Source organism: Streptomyces sp. NPDC043685 (assembly GCF_056436585.1).
The window spans coordinates 78,844-99,234 of sequence record NZ_JBWKCH010000007.1; the positions used below are offsets into that span (position 1 = coordinate 78,844).

Below are 20,391 nucleotides of genomic sequence, written 5' to 3' on the forward strand. Positions count from 1 at the left end.
CGGCAGGGAACTCCCGCGCAGGTCAGCCCGCGGAGCGAACGACCAGCCGGCGTGCCTGCCGGGCCCTGCGCACCACGGCGTACCCCTTGGTCAGGGCACGGTCCCCGGCGAACGTACGGGCGAGGGCACGGCCTTCGATCAGCCGCTCGAACTCCTCGGCGTCCGTGCTGCGGCGCACCGTCACCCGCCGCAGGGCGTACGGCCCCTGCGCCCGGCGTGCGAGGCCGTTGCCGACGGCGAGGGCCTGGGCCCAGCCCGTCTCGCGCACCGCCTGCCGGACCCGGCGGCTGGAGTAGCCGTACGGGTAGGCGAACGAGACCGGCACGGGCCCCAGCTGGTCCGAGATGATCTCCTTGCAGTGGATCAGCTCGAACCGCAGCGTGGCGTCGGAGACCTGGTCGAGCTGCGGATGGCTGTGGCTGTGCCCGCCGATCTCGACACCCGCCGCCGCGAGTTCGCGGACCTGGTCCCAGTCCAGCATGGTGTCCAGACCGCCCCCGGTGTCGTACGGGCCCCTGAGCCACCCGGTCGAGACGAACAGGGTGGCCGGGAAACCGTGCTTGGCGAGCGCGGGGAGGGCGTGCCGGTGCACCCCCTCGTAGCCGTCGTCGAAGGTGATGAGGACCGGCCGCCCGGGCAGCGCGCGGCCGGAACGCCAGCACGCCGCCAGTCCGGCCGTGGTCACCGGTGTGAACCCCCGGTCGGCGAGGACCGTCAGCTGCTCGGTGAACGCCTCCGGGGTCACCGACAGGGCACGCGTCGCCTCGTTCGGGTCGGTCGCCACCGCGTGGTACATGAGGATCGGAACGCGCACGTCACTCACGGGCCGTCACCTCCACCTCGGGCACCCGGAACGTGGTCTTGCCGCGTCGCGCCCGGACACTGCCGACGACGTAGCCACCCGCCGCCGTCAGCACCCCGGCCACGATCGCCCCCGCCCGTCCCGCACCGCCAGGCCTGGCCAGCAGGGCGTCCCGCAGTCCCCGGGCCACTCCGGCCGGCAGGACCCGGGTGGCGTACCGGCGCTCGGACTCCAGGCCCTTGCCGGCTCCGACGCTGCGCGCCACCAGCGCCTTGGACAGGCCCTCGGCGTAGGCGCGGGTGCGGAAGTAGCGGAAGTGCTCCCGGATCTCGGGCACCCGGTGATGGATGACCGCCCGGTCGTCGATCAGCAGGACCGCGTCGGGCCTGGCGCGGCCGAGGCGGATGCACAGTTCCGTCTCCTCGCAGCCCAGCGGGCGTTTGTCGCCGTCCCGGCCGATGCCGGTGGCGAAGCCGCCCGCCGCGTCGAAGGCGCTGCGGCGGAACGAGGCGTTGCCGCCGAGCACGTTGCGCACGCGCACGCGGCCGCGCGGCAGGCCCCGGTAGGTGCAGCCCACCACCCAGTCGAACTCCTCCGGGAACCATGGCGGCCGCCGTCCCGACGCCCAGACCGGCACCGTACGCCCGCCGACCGCCATCACCCGCGGATCGGTGTACGCCTCGGCGAAGTGCCGCAGCCAGTCGCGCTCGGCCACGGCGTCGTCGTCGAGGAAGGCCACGATCTCGCCGCGGGCCGCGGCGATGCCGGTGTTGCGGCCCGCGGACAGGCCGCGCGGGCCCGCGTTGGCCAGCACCCGCACGTCACCGGCCTCCTTGTACTCCTTGCCCAGACGGTCCAGGAGCGTCTCGTTGTGGTCGACCACCAGCAGCGTCTCCAGCGCGGGCCGTGACTGCGCCCGCACCGAGGAGACCGCCGCGAGGATGTCCTCCCAGCGGTCCTCGATGTACGCGCAGATCACGACGGAGATGCCGGGACCGCTCAAGACACCTCTCCCCGCATCGCGGCCGGCATCGCCGACCGGGACGAACGGCGGCGCAGCGCCCGGCGGTTGGAGCGCTCCTGAAGGATCACCCGCAGCACGCGCAGCCCGTCCCGCACCGCCCGCAGATTGCTGACGCCGTGGATGCGCAGGTACTCGTGGCTGGGGATCTCCTGCACCTTGAGCCCGGCCTTGACGACCCGGATGTTCATCAGAGTCTCGACCTCGAAGCCCGTGCAGTCGAGGTCGATCTTGTCGAGGCAGTGCCGCCAGAACGCGTTGTAGCCGTAGCACAGGTCGGTGTAGCGGGCGCCGAACTTGCGGTTGACGGCCGTGCACAGGGCCCAGTTGCCCAGCTTGCGGATGAACGTCATGTCGTCGGTCCCGCCGCCGTTGGCGAAGCGGGAGCCCTTGGCGAAGTCCGCGCCGGAGACCAGCGCGGAGACGTAGGACAGGATCTCCCCGCCGTCCGCCGAGCCGTCCGCGTCGATCATCACGATGATGTCGCCGGTGCAGGCCTGGAAGCCGGTGATCAGGGCGTCGCCCTTGCCCTTGCCGCGCTGCTCGACGACCTTGACCTCGGGCCACAGCTCGCGGGCCACGGCGACGGTGTTGTCGGTGGAGTTGCCGTCGACGAGAACCACTTCGTGGATCCAGTCGGGCAGGGTCTTGAAGACGTACGGAAGGTTCTCCGCCTCGTTCATGGCCGGGATGACCACGCTCACCGGTGGCGCTATGGCCAGGTGCGAGGAGACGGGTCGGTACTTCCCGGCGGTCGGCGGATGCGGGTCCGTCGCGGCCGGCTGCAGTACGGAACTCATGAGTCTGGTCCCTCTCGTCCGGTGGACCGCCCCCCCAGGGCAGTCCGGATCCAGTCCGGTTCGAAAGGGGGGTTCTCACCCGGGGCAGGCCGAGATGGAGCTTCGGCACGCCGGGTGAGCTGGCAAAGCTGACCGGCCGCGGAAAAACGGCAGCCGACCGCGCGGCACGGCCCGGAGACAGTTGCGGTCACCGAGCACGGCACCCCCCTACCGCGCCCCGCGCCGGTTCGTCGCGGTCCTTGAGCCCTCCCCTAGAGCCGCGTACTGACGGACCGATGCGGGTGAGATGTATGACGGTATTGACGATTGAACCCGTATGGCAAGACCTGGAACGGCCTCTCACGTTTTTGTTGGTTTGGTCGTTGCGACAGACATTTCGCGTGACGCAAGTTGCGAGTTCCCGTCACATAAACGTGCGTTCCCCGGGGGCGATCAGGGCCTCCGGGGAACGCGTGTTCAGGTGCTGGTGCGGGCGTCGGTCACTGCACGATCTGCAGCAGCCGGTTCGGCGAGCCCGAACCCGCGTTGGTGACCTTGCCGGTGACGGCGCCGTTCACCAGGGCCGTGGCGACCTGGGCCGGGGTGGACGAGGTGTGGCCCGCCAGGTAGACCGCCGCCGCGCCCGCGACGTGCGGGGTCGCCATCGAGGTGCCGGAGATGGTGTTGGTCGCGGTGTCGCTGGTGTACCAGCCGGCCGTGATGGAGGAGCCGGGCGCGAAGATGTCCAGGGCGGAGCCGTAGTTGGAGTAGCTCGCCTTGGCGTCGGTGCTGGTGGTGGCGCCGACCGTGATGGCCTCGGCGACCCGGGCGGGGGAGGACGAGGAGGCGGTGGTGCTGCTGTTGCCCGCGGCGACGGCGTACGTGACGCCGCTGGCTATGGAGTTGCGGACGGCCGTGTCCAGGGTGGCGGAGGCGCCGCCGCCGAGCGACATGTTGGCGACCGAGGGGCCGGAGTGGTTCCGCGTCACCCAGTCGATGCCCGCGATCACGCCGGCCGTGGTGCCGGAGCCGCTGTTGTTCAGCACTCGTACGCCCACGATCTTCGCCTTCTTGGCGACGCCGTAGGTCGAGCCCGCGATCGTGGTGGCCACATGGGTGCCGTGGCCGTTGCCGTCGGAGGCGGTGGTGTCGCCGTCGACGGCGTCGTAGCCGTACGATGCACGGCCGCTGATCTGCTGGTGGGTGATGCGCACACCGGTGTCGATCACATAGACCGTCACACCGCTGCCCGCGCTGTCCGGGTAGGTGTAGGTGCCGGACAGCGGGAGCGAGGCCTGGTCGACGCGGTCCAGGCCCCAGGGGGCGTTCGTCTGGGTGGCGGCGAGCGTGACGCGCTGGTTCTGCTCGACGGTGGCCACCGCCGGGTCGGCGGCGAGTTGCCTGGCCTCGGCGGCGGAGAGGGTGGCGGAATAGCCGTTCAGCGCCTTGTCGAACGTCTTGTCGACCGAGCCGCCGTACTCCTTCACCAGGTCCTTGCCCGCTGCCGAGGACGCCTTCAGGCCCGCGCTCTTCTTGAGCGTGACGAGGTAGCTGTCCTTGATCGCGGTCGGTGAGTCCGCGGCGAGCACCCGGCCCTCGGCGGGTGCGGCCTGGGCGGGAAGCGTGGTGAGCCCGCCCATGAGGGCGGCGGTCGCCAGCGAGGTGAGTGCGGCGAACCCGAATCTCTTGCTACGCAGTTGTGCCATTACGAGGGAGTCCTCCTCTAGGCGGCGCGCGCCTGGGTGGGGCGCGCGTCAAGTGGGGGATGTGCGCGTGGCCGCGCACACAGGCCGGGGAGCGTCGCGTTCCGCTCCCGGCCGGAGTAAAGCGTCGGCCAACTACCGGTGTGGAACAAGAGAGTTGAGCATCAGTCAACAAACCTGTCATGGGCACGTAACAAGAGGGGTCGTCACGTAACAAGAGGCGTGGGGAACGCGCCAGGAATCCGGGGAGGGGCCGAAAAGACTTGGCATGGACACTTCCTGTCAACACGCGTAGCTGCTACGACGGTTACGGCAGAGATCCTGCTAAAGGGAGGTTCCATGAGACGTTCCCGACTTGTCGTCCTCGTGAGCTCGCTCCTCCTCGCCGTCGGCACCGCCCTCACCGGGGCTGCGACGGCGCAGGCGTCCTCACTCGCCGCAACTGGCGGCTATGTGGCCCTCGGTGACTCCTACTCCTCCGGAGTCGGAGCCGGCAGCTACATCGCTTCCAGCGGCGACTGCAAGCGCAGCACCAAGGCCTATCCCTACCTCTGGGCCGCCACCCACTCACCCTCCACCTTCGACTTCACGGCCTGCTCGGGCGCCCGAACGGGTGATGTTCTGGCGAGTCAGCTCGCCCCGCTCAGCGCCTCCACCGCCCTCGTCTCGATCAGCATCGGCGGCAACGACGCCGGCTTCGCCGACGTCATGACGACCTGTGTGACCCAGTCCGACAGCGCGTGCGTCTCCCGCATCAACACCGCCCGGGCGTACGTCGACTCCACGCTGCCCGGAAATCTCGACGGCGTGTACTCGGCGATCCGCTCCAAGGCACCGGCCGCCAAGGTCGTCGTCCTCGGCTACCCCCGCTTCTACAAGCTCGGCACCACCTGCCTCGGTCTGTCCGAGACCAAGCGCAAGGCCATCAACGACGCCTCCGACCACCTCAACACCGCCATCGCCAAGCGGGCAGCCGACCACGGCTTCGCCTTCGGCGACGTCCGCACCACCTTCACCGGCCACGAGATCTGCTCCGGCGACTCCTGGCTGCACAGCGTCAGCTGGCTCAACATCGGCGAGTCGTACCACCCGAAGGCCCCCGGCCAGTCGGGCGGCTATCTGCCGGTGCTCAACAACAACGACTGACCGCTCAGCCGGAGTCCGACTCCGAGTTCGATTCGGAGTCCGACTCCGGATCCGTGCCGGAAGGAGAAGGGGAGGCCCCGCCCGACGGGGTCTCCGTCTCGCAGGTCACCGAGAACGGCACCGACTCGGACGTCGTCCGCACCGGCTCGCGCACCTCGACGCTGATCTCGTTCTCGAACGTGCCGGTCTTCTCCTGGGTCGTCACCCGGATCGTGTCCCGCTTCGCACGGCCGCCGTCCTGGGCGAACGACAGCGTCTTCCAGCCCCCGTCCAGCACCTGGCCGTCCCGCGTCACCCAGCGGTAGCTCACCTCGGCCGGCAGCCGCCCCACCGTGAGCGTCGCGGTGAGCTCGGGCGCCTGGGCGTTCGGCGGCGGGCACGTCCCCGCGTAGTCCGTGCGCCGCCCCTGGAGGGTGACCCGCACCGACTGCGCCGGCGCACTGCTCTCCTTCGACTCGCTCGGCGTCGGCGACGGGCTGGACTTCTCCGTCCCGGTGTTCCGGGGCGGACTCTTGGTCGCGGTGGGCGTACTGTCCCCGGCGCCCTGGTCATTGCCGCCGGAGCCGTCCTCGTTGTTCAGCAGCGCGTACGTCAGGCCGCCCACCGCGAGCGCCAGCGCGATCACGCCCGCGACCAGCACCCGGCCGGGCCGGTGGTCCCGATGGCCCCGGTGGTCCCGGTCGGGTCCGGTGGCCGTCGTGGCCGCGCCCGTGCCCTCGCCGAAGGCCGCCGAGCGCCCCGGGAAGGGCACCGGGGGCGTCGGGGCGGCCTCGGGACGACCCGCGACCGGCGGCGGGAAGGGAACCGCCCGTGTGGTGTCCGCGCTCGGCGCGCCGCCCGCGGCGACGACCCGCAGGTCCTGCTCGGCCCGCTCGGGCGGCAGCCGCTGCTCCGGATCCTTGCGCAGCAGCCCCTCGATCACCGGGGCGAGCGGACCGGCCCGGTACGGCGGCGGCAGTTCCTCGTCGACGATGGCCCGCAGCGTGCTCAGCGGGGTGTCGTGACGGAAGGGCGAGTGGCCCTCCACCGCCGCGTACAGCAGCACCCCGAGCGACCACAGGTCGGACTCCGGCCCCGGTGTACGGCCCAGCGCCCGCTCCGGGGCGAGGAACTCGGGCGAGCCGATGACCTCCCCGGTCATGGTCAGCGCCGAACTGCCCTCGACCATGGCGATGCCGAAGTCGGTGAGCACGACCCGGCCGTCGTTCGAGATCAGGACGTTGGCCGGCTTCACGTCGCGGTGCAGCACCCCGGCCTCGTGCGCGGACCGCAGCGCGGCCAGCACCTCGGCGCCGATGCGCGCGGCGCGCTGGGGTGCCATCGGGCCCTCGGCGTCCAGGATCTCGGCCAGGGAGAGGCCGCGGACCAGTTCCATGACGATCCACGGCCGGCCGTCGTCCGTCGCCACGTCGTACACCGTCACGACATTGCGGTTGGTGACCCGGGCCGCCGCCCAGGCCTCCCGCTCCAGCCGCGCGTACATCCGCCGCACGTCGTCGCCCGCCAGCCCGGCCGGCGCACGCACCTCCTTGACGGCGACCTCGCGGTGCAGCACCTCGTCGCGGGCGCGCCACACCGTGCCCATACCGCCCTCGCCGAGCGGTGCCAGGAGCCGGTAGCGGCCCGCGATCACACGCTCATGGCCCGGTTCTTCGAACACGGCGCCCCCATTCGCAGCCGGGCGAAATCTCCATGAGTGGTCTTTTCCCCATGAGATCGGTTTTCCTCACGACGTCCGCCGTTCGTCGCGTCCGCTGCTTCTCGAACGTAACTCAGCCGAGTGCGGATGCCGCCCCCTTGAACACGAGTCCGGCCCCGAGGACCACCACGGCGAAGGCCGAGCCGAGAGGTGCGGTCCGGCGCACCAGGGCCGCCATCGGGCCCGCCGTCCAGTGGGGGCGACGGTCCAGCAGCCGGGTCATGCCGCTGCCCGCCTTGACGACGGCGTACCCGGCGGCCGTGAGGGTGAGCGCCAGTCCGACGCCGTAGGCGACGACGAGCAGCAGACCGAACCAGGCCTGCCCGAGTGCCGCCGCCCCGACCAGCACCACCACGGCGGACGGGCTGGGCACGAGCCCGCCGGCGAACCCCATGAGGACGGTGCCGCGCAGGGTGGGGGCGACGGGGTGGCTGTGGGTGGAACCGCCGTGGGTGTGCTCGACGGTGTGGGGGTGGGGGTGGGGGTGATCGTGCGGGTGGTCGTGGGCGTGGTGGTGATCGTGACCGTGCTCGTGCTTGACGTGGTCGTGGTCGTGGTCGTGCTTGTGCTTGTCGTGGTCGTGGGTGTGGCTTCCGTGGCCGTGATGATGACCGTGCGGGGGGTGGTGCGCCCGGTTGCGCAGGGCCCGGCGGAGCAGGCTCGCGCCCGCCAGGGTCACCAGCAGGCCGCTGGCGACACCGAGCCAGGCGATCACCGAGGGTGCCGCCGCCGAGCCGGCCGTGACCAGCAGGCCCAGGGCGACCACGCCCAGGGTGTGGGTGACCGTCACCGAGGCGGCCATGGGCAGGACGTCCTTCATCCGGGCCTGACCGCCCCGGGCCGCCGCCGTCGCGGCCATGATGGTCTTGCCGTGGCCCGGAGCGAGCGCGTGCATGGCACCCAGGACGACGGCGATGAGGAGGGCCAGCGCGGCGAAGCCGGCCGTGAGGTCCTGGCGGGCGACCAGGTCGTCCAGGGCACGCGTCCAGCGGTCCGCGCCGCGCGGGAGCACGGAGGCCGCGGGGGCGTCCGACTCCTCCTCGGCGAGGGCGGCGCCGCCGGGGCGCACCCGCAGCGCGGCCGACGCGGTGTCGGCCGGTGAGGACAGCAACTCCTCCGGATAACGCGTCAGTTCGCCCGAAACCGACTTCTCCGGCACGTCGGAAGCGGCGAGCGTCATACGGTCGCCCCGAGCGGTGATCTCCCGCCAGCCCGGGCCACCGGAGGCACCGGCGCCGCGGAAGCCCAGGCTCAGGGTCTTCTCGTCCGAGGGGAGAGGAGCGGTGAGCTCGCACTCCACCCGCAGGGTGTCGAGCCCCGCCTGCCCGGGCCGCACGCGTGCGTGGCCGCGCTCGGCGGTGAGGGCGACCCGGCGTCCGTCGACGCTCGCACGGCTGTCCTCGGCGGCCGCGGCGCACCGCTCGCGGGCCCAGCGGTCGATGCCCAGCCGCTCGATCTCCGGCTTCGCCTGCGTCGCCGGGATCTCGGCGAGGTCCTCCACGTGGTGGACCCGCAGTTCACCGGGGGCGGCGACCAGGCCGTCGTAGCGGTTGACGGTGAAGTTGCCCAGCGGGTGGGCGCTCGCCGTGGCGGCGGGCAGCAGGGTGAGCGCGCAGGCGGCCGTGAGGACGGCGGCGCCGGACGCGAACAGCCGGCGCAGGGTCACCGGTTCCCCTCCAGGTCCTTGAGTGCGGCACGGGCCTCGCGCGCGCCGAGGGGCGAGAAGCCGGGGTTCAGGTCCAGCGCGGCCTTCAGGTGCGTGCGCGCCGCGCCTTCGTCACCGGTGGCGCGCTCGATGACGCCCCGGTGGTGGAGGAAGACGGCGTTGCGGTAGCCGGTGGCGGTCGCCCGGCGGGCGTACGGCAGGGCCTCCTCGTCACGGCCGTTGACGTGCAGGGCCCACGCGAGGGCGTCGGCGGTGTGCACGGTGTGGCGGCGGTCCCACTCGGCGCGGGCGGCGCGCAGGGCCTCCTTCTCGTCGCCGTGGTCGGCTGCGGCCATCGCCGTGTCGAGGTCGACGTTGACCCCGCCGGCGCGGGCGAGGGCGGTCCAGGCGTCGACGAGGGCGTACTGGTCGTCGGCCTTCGCCCGGTCACCGTCGTCGCCGCGGTCCTCGTACAGCTCCCCGAGGGCGACGAGCGGGCCGGGCAGCGGGAACCGGGTGACGACCTGCTCCAGCCCCCGCACGGCGGCCGCCCGGTCACCGCTCGCCGCCTGGGCGCGGGCACGGCCCTCCAGGGCGGGCAGATACGTGTCGTCGGCCGCGAGGGCGCGGGCGTAGTGGCCGAGGGCGGTCTTGTACTCGCCCTGGTTCCAGGCGAGTTGCCCCAGGGCCGTGGCGACGTACGCGATGTCGGCGGGCGCGTTCGCCGAGTCCAGGGCGCGCTCCAGCACGGCACGCGCCGTGCGGACGTCGCCGCGCAGCTCGCGCACGTACGCGTACCGCGTGAAGACGGGGACGCCCGGGCGGCGGTCGTCGGCGGTGTCGGCGGCCTCGGCGGCCTCGTCGTACCGGCCGAGTTCGACGAGGGCGTCGATACGGGTGCACAGGGCACGTTCGTTGTAGGGGTTCTGCCCGAGCGCGCGGTCGGCGTACGCCAGGGCGCCCGGGAAGTCGTGCCGGGCGGCGGCCAGGGCGGCCCGGCCGGCCAGGGCCTGGTCGTTTGCGGGCTTCAGCGCCAGCGACCGCTTCAGGGCGCGTTCGGCCTGCGGGTAGCGGGAGGGGTCGCCCTTCGTCCGGGCCTGCTCGACGTAGGCGACGCCGAGCGTGGCCCAGCTGCCGAAGTCCCTCGGCTGGGCGCGCAGATGCTTCTGGAGGGACGCGATGCCGGCGTCGAGGTCCCCCCGGGCCAGATCGCCGGGCGAGAGCGCCCCGGCCGCGGACACGGCGGCGACGCCGGTCCCGCGGTCCCGCACACCCCCGACGGCGATGGCCCCGCCCGTGACGGCGACCGCCAGCAGCACGGCGCACCCGGCCAGATGCAGCCCCCGCCAGCGCCGGCCCCCGTCGGCGGCCCGCCGCAGCGCGGCGACCCGCTGAGCGACGCCGGGCCCGAGGCCGGAGTCGCTCCCGGTGTCACCTTCCCGCTCCCCGGTGTACCGGGGTTCCGGGTCCGTCGACGGCGCGTCGTCGCGCCTCTCCGGTGTGCTGTCGGTCGTACGCGCAGGCATGACCTCTCCTCGTCGGATGGGGTGGGGTGCGGCGGAGGGGGCGCGGCCCGTTGCCGTGGGGGCCGGGGGACGGGCCGCGCCGGTCGGGGGAGCGGAGCGGGTCAGTACGCCCGGTTCCGCATGCGGCGCCACCACATCAGGGCCGCGCCGATCAGGACGATGCCGCCGGCACCGGCCCCCGCGGAGGCGGCCATCAGACCCATGTCGTCCGACCCCTCGGCGCCGGCCGGCTGAAGCGCGTCGCCGAGCTGGCTGCGGACGTCGTTGCCGCCGTCCACGCCCTTGGCGAGCGGGCCGCGCGAGCCCTCCGTCGGCAGGGCGACGTACGGGAAGTACTTCTCGAACTTCTTGTCGTTCTTGTCGACCGCGTCACCGAGGTCGTTCTTCGAGCCCAGCAGCTCACCCTCGACGACCTGGAGCGAGGCGTCGATGACGTCGTCGGTCAGGCGACGGCCGTTCGGGAAGCCCGCGTTGTCACCGTCCAGGACACCGAGCCGCTTGGGCTTCGCGGCCGGCTTGATGGACGTGTTGAGCCGCAGCTGCTCCGACGGCGTCACGTGCGGCGGCTGGTTGAGGTCCTTGACGCCCTTGAGGAAGACGTCGACCAGGTCGTTGCGCGGCTCGGCCGGCGCCGGGATCTTGTAGATCGCCTCGATGAGCTTGGGCAGCTCCGGGTTGGTGACGTTCCTCAGGAACTGCGCGTCGTCCCGCGGCGCGGACGCGTTGAACTTGTCCTTGTCCTTCAGCGGGTTGACGACCTCGTTGACCAGCGGGTTGCCCAGGCGCGAGACCTGCGAGAAGTAACCGCGGGCGTTCTTGCGCTGCGTCGTCGACCAGACGCCGACGACCGGCTGCTCGTGGGACTCGGTGATGAAGCTGTTGGGGACCTGGAGGGCGATCGAGTTGACGTTGTAGCCCTTGAGGGTGTCGTTGCCGACCTCGGAGAGGTTCCCGCCGTACAGCAGGTCGAAGACGCGCAGGTCCAGGAAGAACGGGTCGTCGGCCTGCCCGGCGAACGTCTGGGCGCCACCGGCGAGTTTGTGCACCGCCTGCGCGCGCAGGGCGCCGTAGTCGGGCATCGACGCCTTGCCGACGTTCGACGGCGCCACCGGCACGTCGTCGGCGACCTTGGTCTTCGACACGGCCTTCAGGTGCCGGAGCTTGATGAGCTCGAGGTCGTACGTCTGCGTGATGTTGAGGTCGGGGTCGTCGAGGCTCTCGACCGGGCCCGTGTTGTAGAGGAACGTCTTGTCGTTCTTCGTGTGCGTCTTGAAGGTGTACCGGAAGACCAGGTCTTCCTGCGCGTCACCGTTGCTGTCGATGCGCAGGTCGTACTGGGCGTCCTCGGCGAACGGGAAGAAGTTGGGCCCGCCGGCCGGCTCCTCGAAGGGGATCCAGTTCGCGACGATGGTCGTCGTGTCCGGCTTGTCCGGGCTGACGAACGCGTACACGTCCGTGTTGTCGTACTGCGGCGTCCCCGAGATGAGCGGGGCCTCCCGGTGGCTGGAGGCCGAGGCCGCCTCGGGTTCCAGCGCTGTCACACCGGCGGCCGCGAGCCCGCCGGTGGCCAGCGCGCCACAGATCACGGTCGCGATGCTCGCGCGTCCCGCACCGGTCCTGGAGATAGGTGTCATGCCGTCCGTCCTCCGTGCCAACTTGCCTGACACACGCCATTCGGAGCGGTCGGCGAAGCGGATTGGTCGAATCTCAAACGTTCTTACGGCGAGCAGGGGAAGTTGTTTCATCGCCGGGCCACCCGCGTTTTCGGCGCGCCGATCCGTAACTCCTGCCGGAGGTGTGTGCGTTGCGAATGCCTCGTGTGAGGGGACAGGCCCGGTGCGGCCTCGGGAAGGGGGACCGAGTGGAGGCGGACGAGCTGCTGCTGCGCGTGGCGGGCGGGGACCAGCAGGCCTTCGAGGACTTGTACGGACTGGTGTCCGGCCCCGTGTTCGGACTCGTACGGCGTGTGGTGCGCGACCCCGCCCAGTCGGAGGAGGTGGCGCAGGAGGTGCTGCTCGAACTGTGGCGGTCCGCGGCGAGGTTCGACCCGGGACGGGGCAGCGCGATGTCGTGGATCCTCACCCTCACCCACCGCCGTGCCGTCGACCGGGTGCGCAGCGCCCGCGCGGCCGGGGAGCGCGAGCAGCGCGAGGCCCTGCGCGCCAACCAGCCCGCCTTCGACCAGGTCACCGAGGAGGTCGAGGCCGGACTCGAACGCGAGTGGGTGCGCCGCTGCCTGGACCGGCTCACCGTCCTGCAACGCCAGTCGGTCACCCTCGCCTACTACGAGGGCTACACGTACCGTGAGGTGGCCGAGCAGCTCTCCCTGCCGCTCGGCACCGTCAAGACCCGCATGCGCGACGGGCTGACCCGCATGCGCGAGTGCCTGGGAGGTGTGGCATGAGCCTCTTCCGCCGCGAGGATCTGCACTCGCTCGCCGCGCCCTACGCGCTCGACGCCCTGGAGCCCCCCGAGCGGGTCCGCTTCGAGAGGCACCTCAGGGGCTGCGGCCGGTGCGCCGCCGAGGTGCGTGCCCTGGGCGAGGACGCCGTCCGGCTGGCCTGGTCCACGGCCGCCCCGGCCCCCGCCGCGCTGCGCGACCGGGTCATGCTCGCCGTACGGACGACGCCGCAGGACCCGGCGCCGCAGGGCGCGGTGCGTGAGCCGGCCCGGGCGCGCGCGACGCAGCTGCCGCCGCACGTGTGGGGCGCGCAGCCGCCGCCCCGGCAGCGGCAGCGGCGCCGCGTCCCGCTGTTCGTGCCCTTCGCGACGGCCACCGCCGCCGCGGCCCTGGTCGTCGCCTCGCTGTTCGCCGTGCAGGCCGACCGGGCACAGGACCGGCTGACCGCCGAGCAAGATCGGTCACGTGAGATCGCCCACGTTCTGGCGGCTCCGGACGCCCGCGCGAGCAGTGGCCGGGACGTACGGGGCCGCACCATCGGAGTGATCGCTTCCGCCACGGAGGGGAGTGCGGTGGTCACCCTCGGCGGATACGGTGCCCCGCCGGGCGGTCGCGTGCACCAGTTGTGGCTCATGCGCCCGGGCGCGCAACCGCGCTCCCTGGGCCTGTTCGAGGGCGACACGCCCCTGGTCGCGACGGATCTCGGAACCTCGGCGACGTCACTGGCCGTGACCGTCGAGCCCGCCGGGGGATCGCCGCGGCCCACTACACAGCCGATCGTCCAACTCGCCCTGAAATCTGTTGGATTCGGAGAGTAGTCGGAGACACATCGTCAACCCCCTTGTGGGGAAGGTGAATCCTGTGACCGCGATACACGCGTGCCCGGACGGGGCGATAGGGTTAACCTGCCCGGGCCGGGTGGACTCGTACGGGTGGGGAGTGACATGGATCAGATAACAGTGCGCAGCAGGGCGAGGGTCCCTGCGATCACCTGCGGGAGCAGCGCGACCAGTTCGCGCCTCGACCGCCACCTCTCGGTGCTGGGCGGTCCCGCCGTCCCTCAGCGGGAGACGGTCGAGGCGACATCGCTGATGCGGGAACTGACCGCGCGTCAGCCGCACGACCGCAGTGGCAGGGGTGCCCGCGTGCGTCGCGTCTCGCTCTTCGCGCCGCTGCGCCGGCTGCGCCGCTCGCTGTTCGGCAGCAGGTAGGGGCCCGCGCTCGGGCGGTCACACCGCCCCCCGGCGCAGCGCTGCGACACCCGTCGTCCGTCACCCCGCGGCACGCAGCGGCGCCAGGTGTGTTCCCGAGCGCGGCACGCCCTCTGTCGGTGCCTCATCCCCGCCCGGCAGTGACCGGGGGCGTACGTCCGCTCACCGCTCCCCGTGCGCGTACCGGCGCACGGCCAGCGGCACGCATGCCCCGAGCAGCACGGCACACCACATGAGCGATCCCGCGACGGGATGGGCCACCGGCCAGGCCGCCCCGTCCGGCACGGGCGCGTTGCCGAGAAGGTCACGCAGGGCCGTGGCCACCGCGCTGATCGGATTCCACTCGGCGACCGTCCGCAGCCAGCCCGGCAGCCCGCTCGTCGGGATGTACGCGCTGGAAAGCAGCGGCAGCAGGAACGTCGCCCCGCCCAGCTGGCCGGCCGCCTCCTCGTTGCGGGTGAGCAGTCCGAGGTAGATCCCGGCCCAGGTGCACGCGAAGCGGAACAGCAGCAGCAGCGCGAACGCCCCCACCGCCGCCGGCGGGCTCCCTTCGACCCGCCAGCCCACGGCGAGCCCCACGAGCAGGAACGGCACCGTCCCCACGGCTGTGGCCACCAGGTCCGCCGCGGCCTGCCCCAGCGGAACGGCCGCCCGGCTCATCGGCAGTGTCCGGAAGCGGTTCATCACGCCCCGGTGCGTGTCCACGGCCGCCTGGAACATGCCGGTCATGACCCCGCCCGAGGCGGTCGCTACCAGCAGGCCCGGCACCAGGAAGGACCGGTAGGCCTCGCCCGGCACCGCCAGCGCGCTGCCGAAGACATAGCCGAAGAACAGCAGCATGCTGATCGGCATCGTCTGGGTGAGGATCAGCAGCCCCGGGTTGTTCCGCATCCGCAGCAGCTGGCGTCCCAGCATCGCGGTCCCGTCGTACGCCAGCATGCTCATGCGGCACGCTCCTTCTCGTCGGTCGTCCCGGTCGTGGTCCCCGTCAGACGCAGGAACACGTCGTCGAGGGTCGGTCGGCGCAGGCTCACGTCGAGCAGCGGCACGCCCGCCGTGTCCAGGGCGCGCACCAGCAGCGGGATCGTGAGCGTCGGGTCCTTGCTGACCGCGCCGACGGCACGGCGCTCGTGGTCGAACGACGGCTGCGCGCCCGTCAGCCGGTCGAGCACGGCCGCGGCCTTCGCGAGGGCGTCCCCGTGCGCCACCACGACCTCGGCGTGCGCCCCGACCAGGGACTTGAGCTGTTCCGGGGACCCGGTGTGCGCGACCCTGCCCCGGTCCACCAGGGCGATGTCGTCGGCCAGCTGGTCGGCCTCCTCCAGGTACTGGGTGGTGAGCAGCACGGTCGTGCCCTCGGCGGTCAGGCCGCGCACCACGTCCTGGATGAGGGCGCGGCTGGCCGGGTCGAGGCCGGTCGTCGGCTCGTCCAGGAACAGCACGTCGGGGCGGCGGATGAGGCTCACGGCGAGGTCCAGGCGGCGGCGCATGCCGCCGGAGTAGGTGGACGCGGGGCGGTCGGCCGCCTCGGTCAGGCCGAAGCGGTCGAGGAGCTCCGCGGTCCGGCCGGCCGGACCGCGCACCCGGTGCAGCCGGCCGAACAGCTTCAGGTTCTGCCGTCCGGTGAGGTCCCCGTCGATCGAGGTGTCCTGCCCGGTGACGCCGATCCGGTCGCGCACGGCGGCGGCCTCGCGGACGAGGTCGTGCCCCGCGACCCGGGCGGATCCCGCGTCCGGCCGCAGCAGCGTCGTCAACAGCCGTACCGCCGTGGTCTTCCCCGCCCCGTTCGGTCCGAGGACCGCGCAGACGGTCCCCTCGGCGACGGCCAGGTCCAGCCCGCGCAGGGCGTGCACCTGGCCGAACCGCTTCTCCAGACCTTCACTAAGTACAGCGTACGTAGAAGTCATGGCAGGACCATAGCGCACTACGTACGCTGTACGTAACTAGGATGGTGGCCGAGGTGATGATCGATGGCGGGCCGAGCGGCCGTACCCGAAGTGATCTGGGCGCGCCCCGAGCGCACCGGCCGAGGGCCGAAACCGGCGTTCACCCGTGCCGACATCGCGGCGGCGGCCGTGCGGATCGCCGACGCGTCGGGGCTCGAAGGGGTCACCATGCGCCACGTCGCCGCGGAGCTGGGCTGCGGCACGATGTCGCTGTACAACTACGTCCCCCGCAAGGAGGACCTGTACGAGCTGATGATCGACGCCATCGGCGCCGAGCACGAGATGTTCGAGCCCACGGGCGACTGGCGCGCCGACATGCTCCGCAACGCGGAGGAGACGCGCGCCATCATGTACCGCCACACCTGGGTGCCGCGCCTGATGCCCGGGGTGTTCGGCTTCAGCCCCAACACTCTGCGCTACCTGGAGCACTGCCTGGCCTGTCTGGAACCGCTGGACGTGCCGGGCGGCACGAAGACCGAGCTGATCGCCCTGCTCAACGGCGTCGTGACGACGTACACCGGCAACGAGATCGCGACCGCCGAACGCGCCCGGTCCATGCCCTGGTCGGCGGAGGAGGAGAACGCGGTCCGCATGGCCTACCTGGGCGGCCGGATCGCCACCGGCGCGTATCCGCGGCTGGCCGCGGCCTTCATGGAGCAGAGCGGGCCGGTCGACCTGGAGGCGGTGTTCCGGCGGGCGCTCGAACGCGTCCTGGACGCCTTCGATCCCGACCTTCGCTAGCCTCCGCTTTTCAGTTGGGGTTGGCCTGTCCGGGGGGATGCCGTCGGCGCGTTTGCGGGCTGGTGGGCATGGTGGACCCGGCGCGTGGCCGGGAGCTCCAGGGTTCCTCGGGTCGTGGGTGGGCAGGGACGGGTTTTGCGCTCAGGTGGCGGGCCGGGGCAGGGCGGCCCGGGCGAATGCGCTGATCAGTTCATGTCGCCAGGGCCAGGTGGCGGCGATCCGCAAGCGGAGACGGCGTCCTCCGCGGGCGAGGCGGGTGGCGGTGTGCAGGAGCCGGTAGCGCAGCTTCTTTGGTTCGGCGGTGGCCAGTTCGCCGTCCAGCAGCAGGGTTCGGGTCCAGGTGAGCAGGTCGATCGCGGTCAGCGACAGCTCTAGCCAGGCAGGTCTGGCACCCCGCCTGGGATCAAGACGGCTCCCTGCGCTGACCGGCATGCTCGACCTGTCCGGCTACCCGGACGGCACCCGGGTCACCGTCCGGCGTGAGCGCCCGCACCCTTGCTCGGGCAGGGCCCGGACCGCGCGCCGGACCGGCTCGGTGCCCGGGTGTCCGACGGAGAAGAAGGTGTGGATGCCCTGGTCGCACAGGCCGCGCACGTGGGCGAGGAATGCTTTGGCGCCTCCGGCGCTGTCGGCGCGGATGAGGATGTCGGTGCCGTGGCGGTGGGCGTCGGGGATTTCAGCCCACCGGCATCGGCAGCAACGCCGGGTCCTGGCGCAGGATCCGTGCGTGCAGAGACCGCAGTGCCGGTCCCGGGTCCGTGCCTAGGGCCTCGGCCAGGCAGCGGCGTGCGGCCTCGTAGGCGGTGAGCGCGTCCGTCGGGCGGCCGGTGCGGCACAGGGCCAGCATCAGGAGTTCGACGAGGCGTTCGCGCAGAGGGTGCACCGCGACGAGCCGGACGAGCTCGTGGACGTACTCGAAGGAGCGGCCGCCTTCGATCGCCCCGGCGAGACGGGCCTCCAGCACCGTGAGCCGCTTCTCCGCCCAGCGCAGCCGCTCCGCCGCGAGCGAGGGGGTTTGCAGGCCCTCGGCGAAGTCTCCGCGCCACAACTCCTCGGCACGCGCGGCGAGTTCCTCCGCCCGCTCCAGATCTCCGGCGTCCCGCGCCGCGAGCGCCTCGTCCACCAGCAGGCGCCGCTCGCGCACATCGTCGGGCCGGACGCCGGTGAGCCGGTATCCCGCCCCGGTCCAGACCAGCTCCGCCCCGTCGCCCAGCGCGCGGCGCAGCCCGGAGACGTACTTCTGCACGAGGTTGCGCACATGCACCGGCGGGGCGCCGCTCCACACGGACTCGACGAGAGCGTCGTACGAGATCGGCCGTCCCTCCTGGAGCAACAGCACGGCCAGGACCGCCCGTTGTTTCGGCGGGCCCAACGGGATCTCCGTGCCCTCGCGCAACACCCGCAGCGGGCCCAGCAGTTCGCAGCGCAGGCGGGTCGTCCTCTCCGCGTTCTCCGTTGCCTCCATGGGGCGAGACTAGCCCGGACACCGGATTCCAGTAGATCTTCCAGCGAGGATTCCAGTCACGGAGGGGACGGTGGGGCGGCACACCGATCCCCTGGAGAAGGGCCGCCCTCATGCTCACCCGGCTCGGCCGACTGGCCGTGCGGCACAGTCGTGCCGTCCTGCTCGGCACGCTGCTCGTCCTCCTGGGCCTCGGCGCGTACGGCGCGGGCGCCCAGCAGGACCTCGACCTCGCGCGCTGGAACTCCCCCGGCACGGAGTCGGTGCGCGCCGCCGACGTCCTGCGCGAGGACTTCCGCACCGGCAACCCGAATCTCGCCCTGCTCGTCACGGCCAGCGACAACGACGTGGACAGCCCCGCCACCGAGCGCGCCGCCCGCGAACTGGCCGCGGAGGTCGAGCGGTTGCCGAACGTCACGGACGTCACCTCCTACTGGGACGCCCGAAGCCCGGCCCTGCGCGCCGAGGACGGACACCGCGCCCTCCTCCTCGCCCGACTGGAAGGCGACGCCACCACGGCCCGCGAGCAACTCGCCGACCTCTCATCCCGGTTGACCCGAACCACCGATCGACTCGATGTTCGTGTGGGCGGTCAGGAGGAGATCTCCCGGCAGGTCGGCGAGGAGGCCCGCGCCGACTTCCTGCGCGCGGAGGTCTTCGCGCTGCCCGTCGTGCTGCTGCTCCTCGTTCTCGTCTACCGGCGCACCACGGCCGCCCTGCTCACCGTCGGCGTCGGCGTGCTCTCTGTCCTCGGCACCCTCGCCGGACTGCGGGCCGTCGCGCAGTTCACGGAGGTCTCGACGTTCGCTGCGAACCTCGCCCTGGTGCTGGGCCTCGGACTGGGCGTCGACTACAGCCTGTTCGTCATCAGCCGCTACCGCGAGGAACGCGCCGGCGGGCACGCCCAGCCGGAGGCCGTCGTGCGGGCCACCGCCGCGGCCGGGCGCACGGTCGTCTTCAGCGGGGTCACCGTCGCCGTGTCGCTGTCCGCCCTGCTGGTGTTCCCGTTCTTCTTCCTCAGCTCCTTCGCCTACGCCGGTGTCCTCGTCGTGTTCACCGCGGTCGCCGGTGCCGTCCTGCCGCTGCCGGCCGCCCTGGTCCGCTGGGGCCACCGGGTCGAACGCACCGCCGCCCCCGCCTCCGGCTTCTGGCACCGCACCGCGCTGCGGGCCATGCGCCGCCCGCTTCTCGCCGGCGCCGGCGTCCTGACGGTGCTCCTCGTGGCCGCCTCGCCCCTGCTCGGCCTGCGCTTCGGCCTGCCCGACGAGCGCACCCTGCCTGCCGGCACCTCCTCGCGTACCGTCGCCGAGACCGTGCACCGGGACTTCGCCGCCGAGCCCACGGACACCGTCCAAGTCGTCCTCACGCGAGAGGCCGACACGCGCGCGTACGCCGTCGACCTGTCCCGGCTGCCGGGCGTGTTCCAGGTCGACGCGCCCGAGGGTACCTACCGAGACGGCCGCCGCACCGGGGCCCCCGGCCAGGACCGGCTGACCGCGCCGGACGGCCACGCGCGCGTGGCCGTAGTACCGACACAACAGGCCCTGTACGACGACGTCCCCGCGTTCGTCGACCGCATCCGGGACACCCCGGCCCCCGCCCCCGCCCTCGTCGGCGGCTACCCGGGCGAGACCACCGACTTCCGCGCCACGCTCCTGGACCGGCTGCCGCTCGCGGTCGGGCTCGTGCTCGGGGCGACGTACGTGATCCTCTTCCTGATGACCGGCAGTGTGCTGCTGCCCGCCAAGGCGACCGTGCTGAACCTGCTCAGCCTGTCCGTGATGTTCGGCTGCCTGGTGTGGGTCTTCCAGGCCGGTCACCTGTCCGGTCCGCTCGGCTTCACACCCACCGGGGCGATCGAGCCGAGCATCCCCGTGCTGATGTTCTGCGTGGCCTACGGCCTCTCCATGGACTACGAGGTCTTCCTGCTGGCCCGCATCAGGGAGGAGCACGAGCGGACCGGCGAGACCGTACGGGCCGTCGCCGAGGGCATCCGGCGCAGCGCCCCGCTGATCACCGCGGCGGCCGGGATCCTCGCCCTGTCCTTCCTGTCGTACGCCACCTCCGGCGTCGTCTTCCTCAAGGAACTCGGCATCGGGACCGCCCTGACGATCCTGGTCGACGCCACCCTCATCCGGGTCGTGCTGCTTCCGGTGACCATGCGGCTCGCGGGGCGGGCGAACTGGTGGGCGCCCCGGCGGCTGCGGCGGCTTCGGGTCAAGGAGGTCGAGGAGGCCGACGTACTTCACGGGGGAGTACGTGTGATCACCACGCGCGGGTGACGCGGTGACGGCCGTCCGGTGTCCGGC

General features: G+C 72.4%; 18 protein-coding genes. 6 read left to right on the plus strand and 12 right to left on the minus strand.

Annotated features, from left to right (window positions below):
• Positions 1-22: 22 nt before the first annotated feature.
• From AC0665_RS23495 to AC0665_RS23510, 4 genes are all read right to left on the minus strand, one after another.
• Positions 23-823 carry a polysaccharide deacetylase family protein gene (locus tag AC0665_RS23495; RefSeq protein WP_478606706.1) on the minus strand — a complete coding sequence of 267 codons (801 nt, stop codon included), beginning with the start codon at positions 821-823 and terminating at the stop codon, positions 23-25.
• The gene (locus AC0665_RS23500) at positions 816-1,805 is read right to left on the minus strand and encodes a glycosyltransferase family 2 protein (protein ID WP_478705736.1); all 990 of its coding nucleotides are present in this window, start codon (positions 1,803-1,805) and stop codon (positions 816-818) included. Before AC0665_RS23500 ends, AC0665_RS23495 begins: the two co-directional genes overlap by 8 nt.
• On the minus strand, positions 1,802-2,623 hold the full coding sequence (locus tag AC0665_RS23505) for a glycosyltransferase family 2 protein (RefSeq protein ID WP_478509825.1): 822 nt from the start codon (positions 2,621-2,623) through the stop codon (positions 1,802-1,804). Before AC0665_RS23505 ends, AC0665_RS23500 begins: the two co-directional genes overlap by 4 nt.
• 479 nt (positions 2,624-3,102) lie before the next feature.
• Complete coding sequence (locus AC0665_RS23510) at positions 3,103-4,308, minus strand: S8 family peptidase (RefSeq protein WP_478705737.1); 1,206 nt, start codon at positions 4,306-4,308, stop codon at positions 3,103-3,105.
• Between the two features lie 336 nt (positions 4,309-4,644).
• Between AC0665_RS23510 and AC0665_RS23515 the strand changes: the two genes are divergently transcribed.
• Positions 4,645-5,451: an SGNH/GDSL hydrolase family protein gene (locus tag AC0665_RS23515; protein ID WP_478705738.1), complete on the plus strand. Its 807-nt coding sequence runs from the start codon at positions 4,645-4,647 to the stop codon at positions 5,449-5,451.
• A gap of 4 nt (positions 5,452-5,455) precedes the next feature.
• Here AC0665_RS23515 and AC0665_RS23520 read toward each other — a convergent pair whose 3' ends face one another.
• The 4 genes from AC0665_RS23520 to AC0665_RS23535 form a co-directional block, all read right to left on the minus strand.
• Positions 5,456-7,111 (minus strand): serine/threonine-protein kinase, encoded by a 1,656-nt coding sequence (locus tag AC0665_RS23520; RefSeq protein WP_478705739.1) that lies wholly within the window; start codon positions 7,109-7,111, stop codon positions 5,456-5,458.
• A 112-nt stretch (positions 7,112-7,223) separates the two neighbouring features.
• Positions 7,224-8,816 (minus strand): HoxN/HupN/NixA family nickel/cobalt transporter, encoded by a 1,593-nt coding sequence (locus AC0665_RS23525; protein ID WP_478705740.1) that lies wholly within the window; start codon positions 8,814-8,816, stop codon positions 7,224-7,226.
• Positions 8,813-10,321 carry a tetratricopeptide repeat protein gene (locus tag AC0665_RS23530; RefSeq protein WP_478705741.1) on the minus strand — a complete coding sequence of 503 codons (1,509 nt, stop codon included), beginning with the start codon at positions 10,319-10,321 and terminating at the stop codon, positions 8,813-8,815. Before AC0665_RS23530 ends, AC0665_RS23525 begins: the two co-directional genes overlap by 4 nt.
• A gap of 101 nt (positions 10,322-10,422) precedes the next feature.
• Positions 10,423-11,955 carry a DUF4331 domain-containing protein gene (locus AC0665_RS23535; protein ID WP_478705742.1) on the minus strand — a complete coding sequence of 511 codons (1,533 nt, stop codon included), beginning with the start codon at positions 11,953-11,955 and terminating at the stop codon, positions 10,423-10,425.
• 227 nt (positions 11,956-12,182) lie between these two features.
• Here AC0665_RS23535 and AC0665_RS23540 point away from each other — a divergent pair, with 227 nt between their 5' ends.
• From AC0665_RS23540 to AC0665_RS23550, 3 genes are all read left to right on the plus strand, one after another.
• Positions 12,183-12,725, plus strand: a complete 543-nt coding sequence (locus tag AC0665_RS23540; protein ID WP_363120403.1) for a sigma-70 family RNA polymerase sigma factor — start codon at positions 12,183-12,185, stop codon at positions 12,723-12,725.
• Positions 12,722-13,540 carry an anti-sigma factor gene (locus tag AC0665_RS23545; RefSeq protein ID WP_478705743.1) on the plus strand — a complete coding sequence of 273 codons (819 nt, stop codon included), beginning with the start codon at positions 12,722-12,724 and terminating at the stop codon, positions 13,538-13,540. Before AC0665_RS23540 ends, AC0665_RS23545 begins: the two co-directional genes overlap by 4 nt.
• 126 nt (positions 13,541-13,666) lie before the next feature.
• On the plus strand, positions 13,667-13,933 hold the full coding sequence (locus tag AC0665_RS23550; RefSeq protein WP_030850794.1) for a hypothetical protein: 267 nt from the start codon (positions 13,667-13,669) through the stop codon (positions 13,931-13,933).
• A 162-nt stretch (positions 13,934-14,095) separates the two neighbouring features.
• Here the strand turns inward: AC0665_RS23550 and AC0665_RS23555 are convergent, their stop codons facing one another.
• Positions 14,096-14,878, minus strand: coding sequence for an ABC transporter permease (locus AC0665_RS23555; protein WP_478705744.1), 783 nt, complete (start codon positions 14,876-14,878; stop codon positions 14,096-14,098).
• Positions 14,875-15,840 (minus strand): ATP-binding cassette domain-containing protein, encoded by a 966-nt coding sequence (locus AC0665_RS23560; protein ID WP_468637138.1) that lies wholly within the window; start codon positions 15,838-15,840, stop codon positions 14,875-14,877. Before AC0665_RS23560 ends, AC0665_RS23555 begins: the two co-directional genes overlap by 4 nt.
• 63 nt (positions 15,841-15,903) lie before the next feature.
• On the opposite strand from AC0665_RS23560, the gene AC0665_RS23565 reads away from it, so the two are divergent.
• On the plus strand, positions 15,904-16,620 hold the full coding sequence (locus AC0665_RS23565) for a TetR/AcrR family transcriptional regulator (RefSeq protein ID WP_478606688.1): 717 nt from the start codon (positions 15,904-15,906) through the stop codon (positions 16,618-16,620).
• Positions 16,621-16,761: 141 nt separating this feature from the next.
• Here AC0665_RS23565 and AC0665_RS23570 read toward each other — a convergent pair whose 3' ends face one another.
• Positions 16,762-17,052 carry a transposase gene (locus AC0665_RS23570; protein ID WP_478606685.1) on the minus strand — a complete coding sequence of 97 codons (291 nt, stop codon included), beginning with the start codon at positions 17,050-17,052 and terminating at the stop codon, positions 16,762-16,764.
• Between the two features lie 244 nt (positions 17,053-17,296).
• On the minus strand, positions 17,297-18,085 hold the full coding sequence (locus AC0665_RS23575) for an AfsR/SARP family transcriptional regulator (protein ID WP_478705745.1): 789 nt from the start codon (positions 18,083-18,085) through the stop codon (positions 17,297-17,299).
• Between the two features lie 110 nt (positions 18,086-18,195).
• Between AC0665_RS23575 and AC0665_RS23580 the strand changes: the two genes are divergently transcribed.
• Positions 18,196-20,364: an MMPL family transporter gene (locus AC0665_RS23580; RefSeq protein WP_478705746.1), complete on the plus strand. Its 2,169-nt coding sequence runs from the start codon at positions 18,196-18,198 to the stop codon at positions 20,362-20,364.
• Positions 20,365-20,391 lie beyond the last annotated feature (27 nt).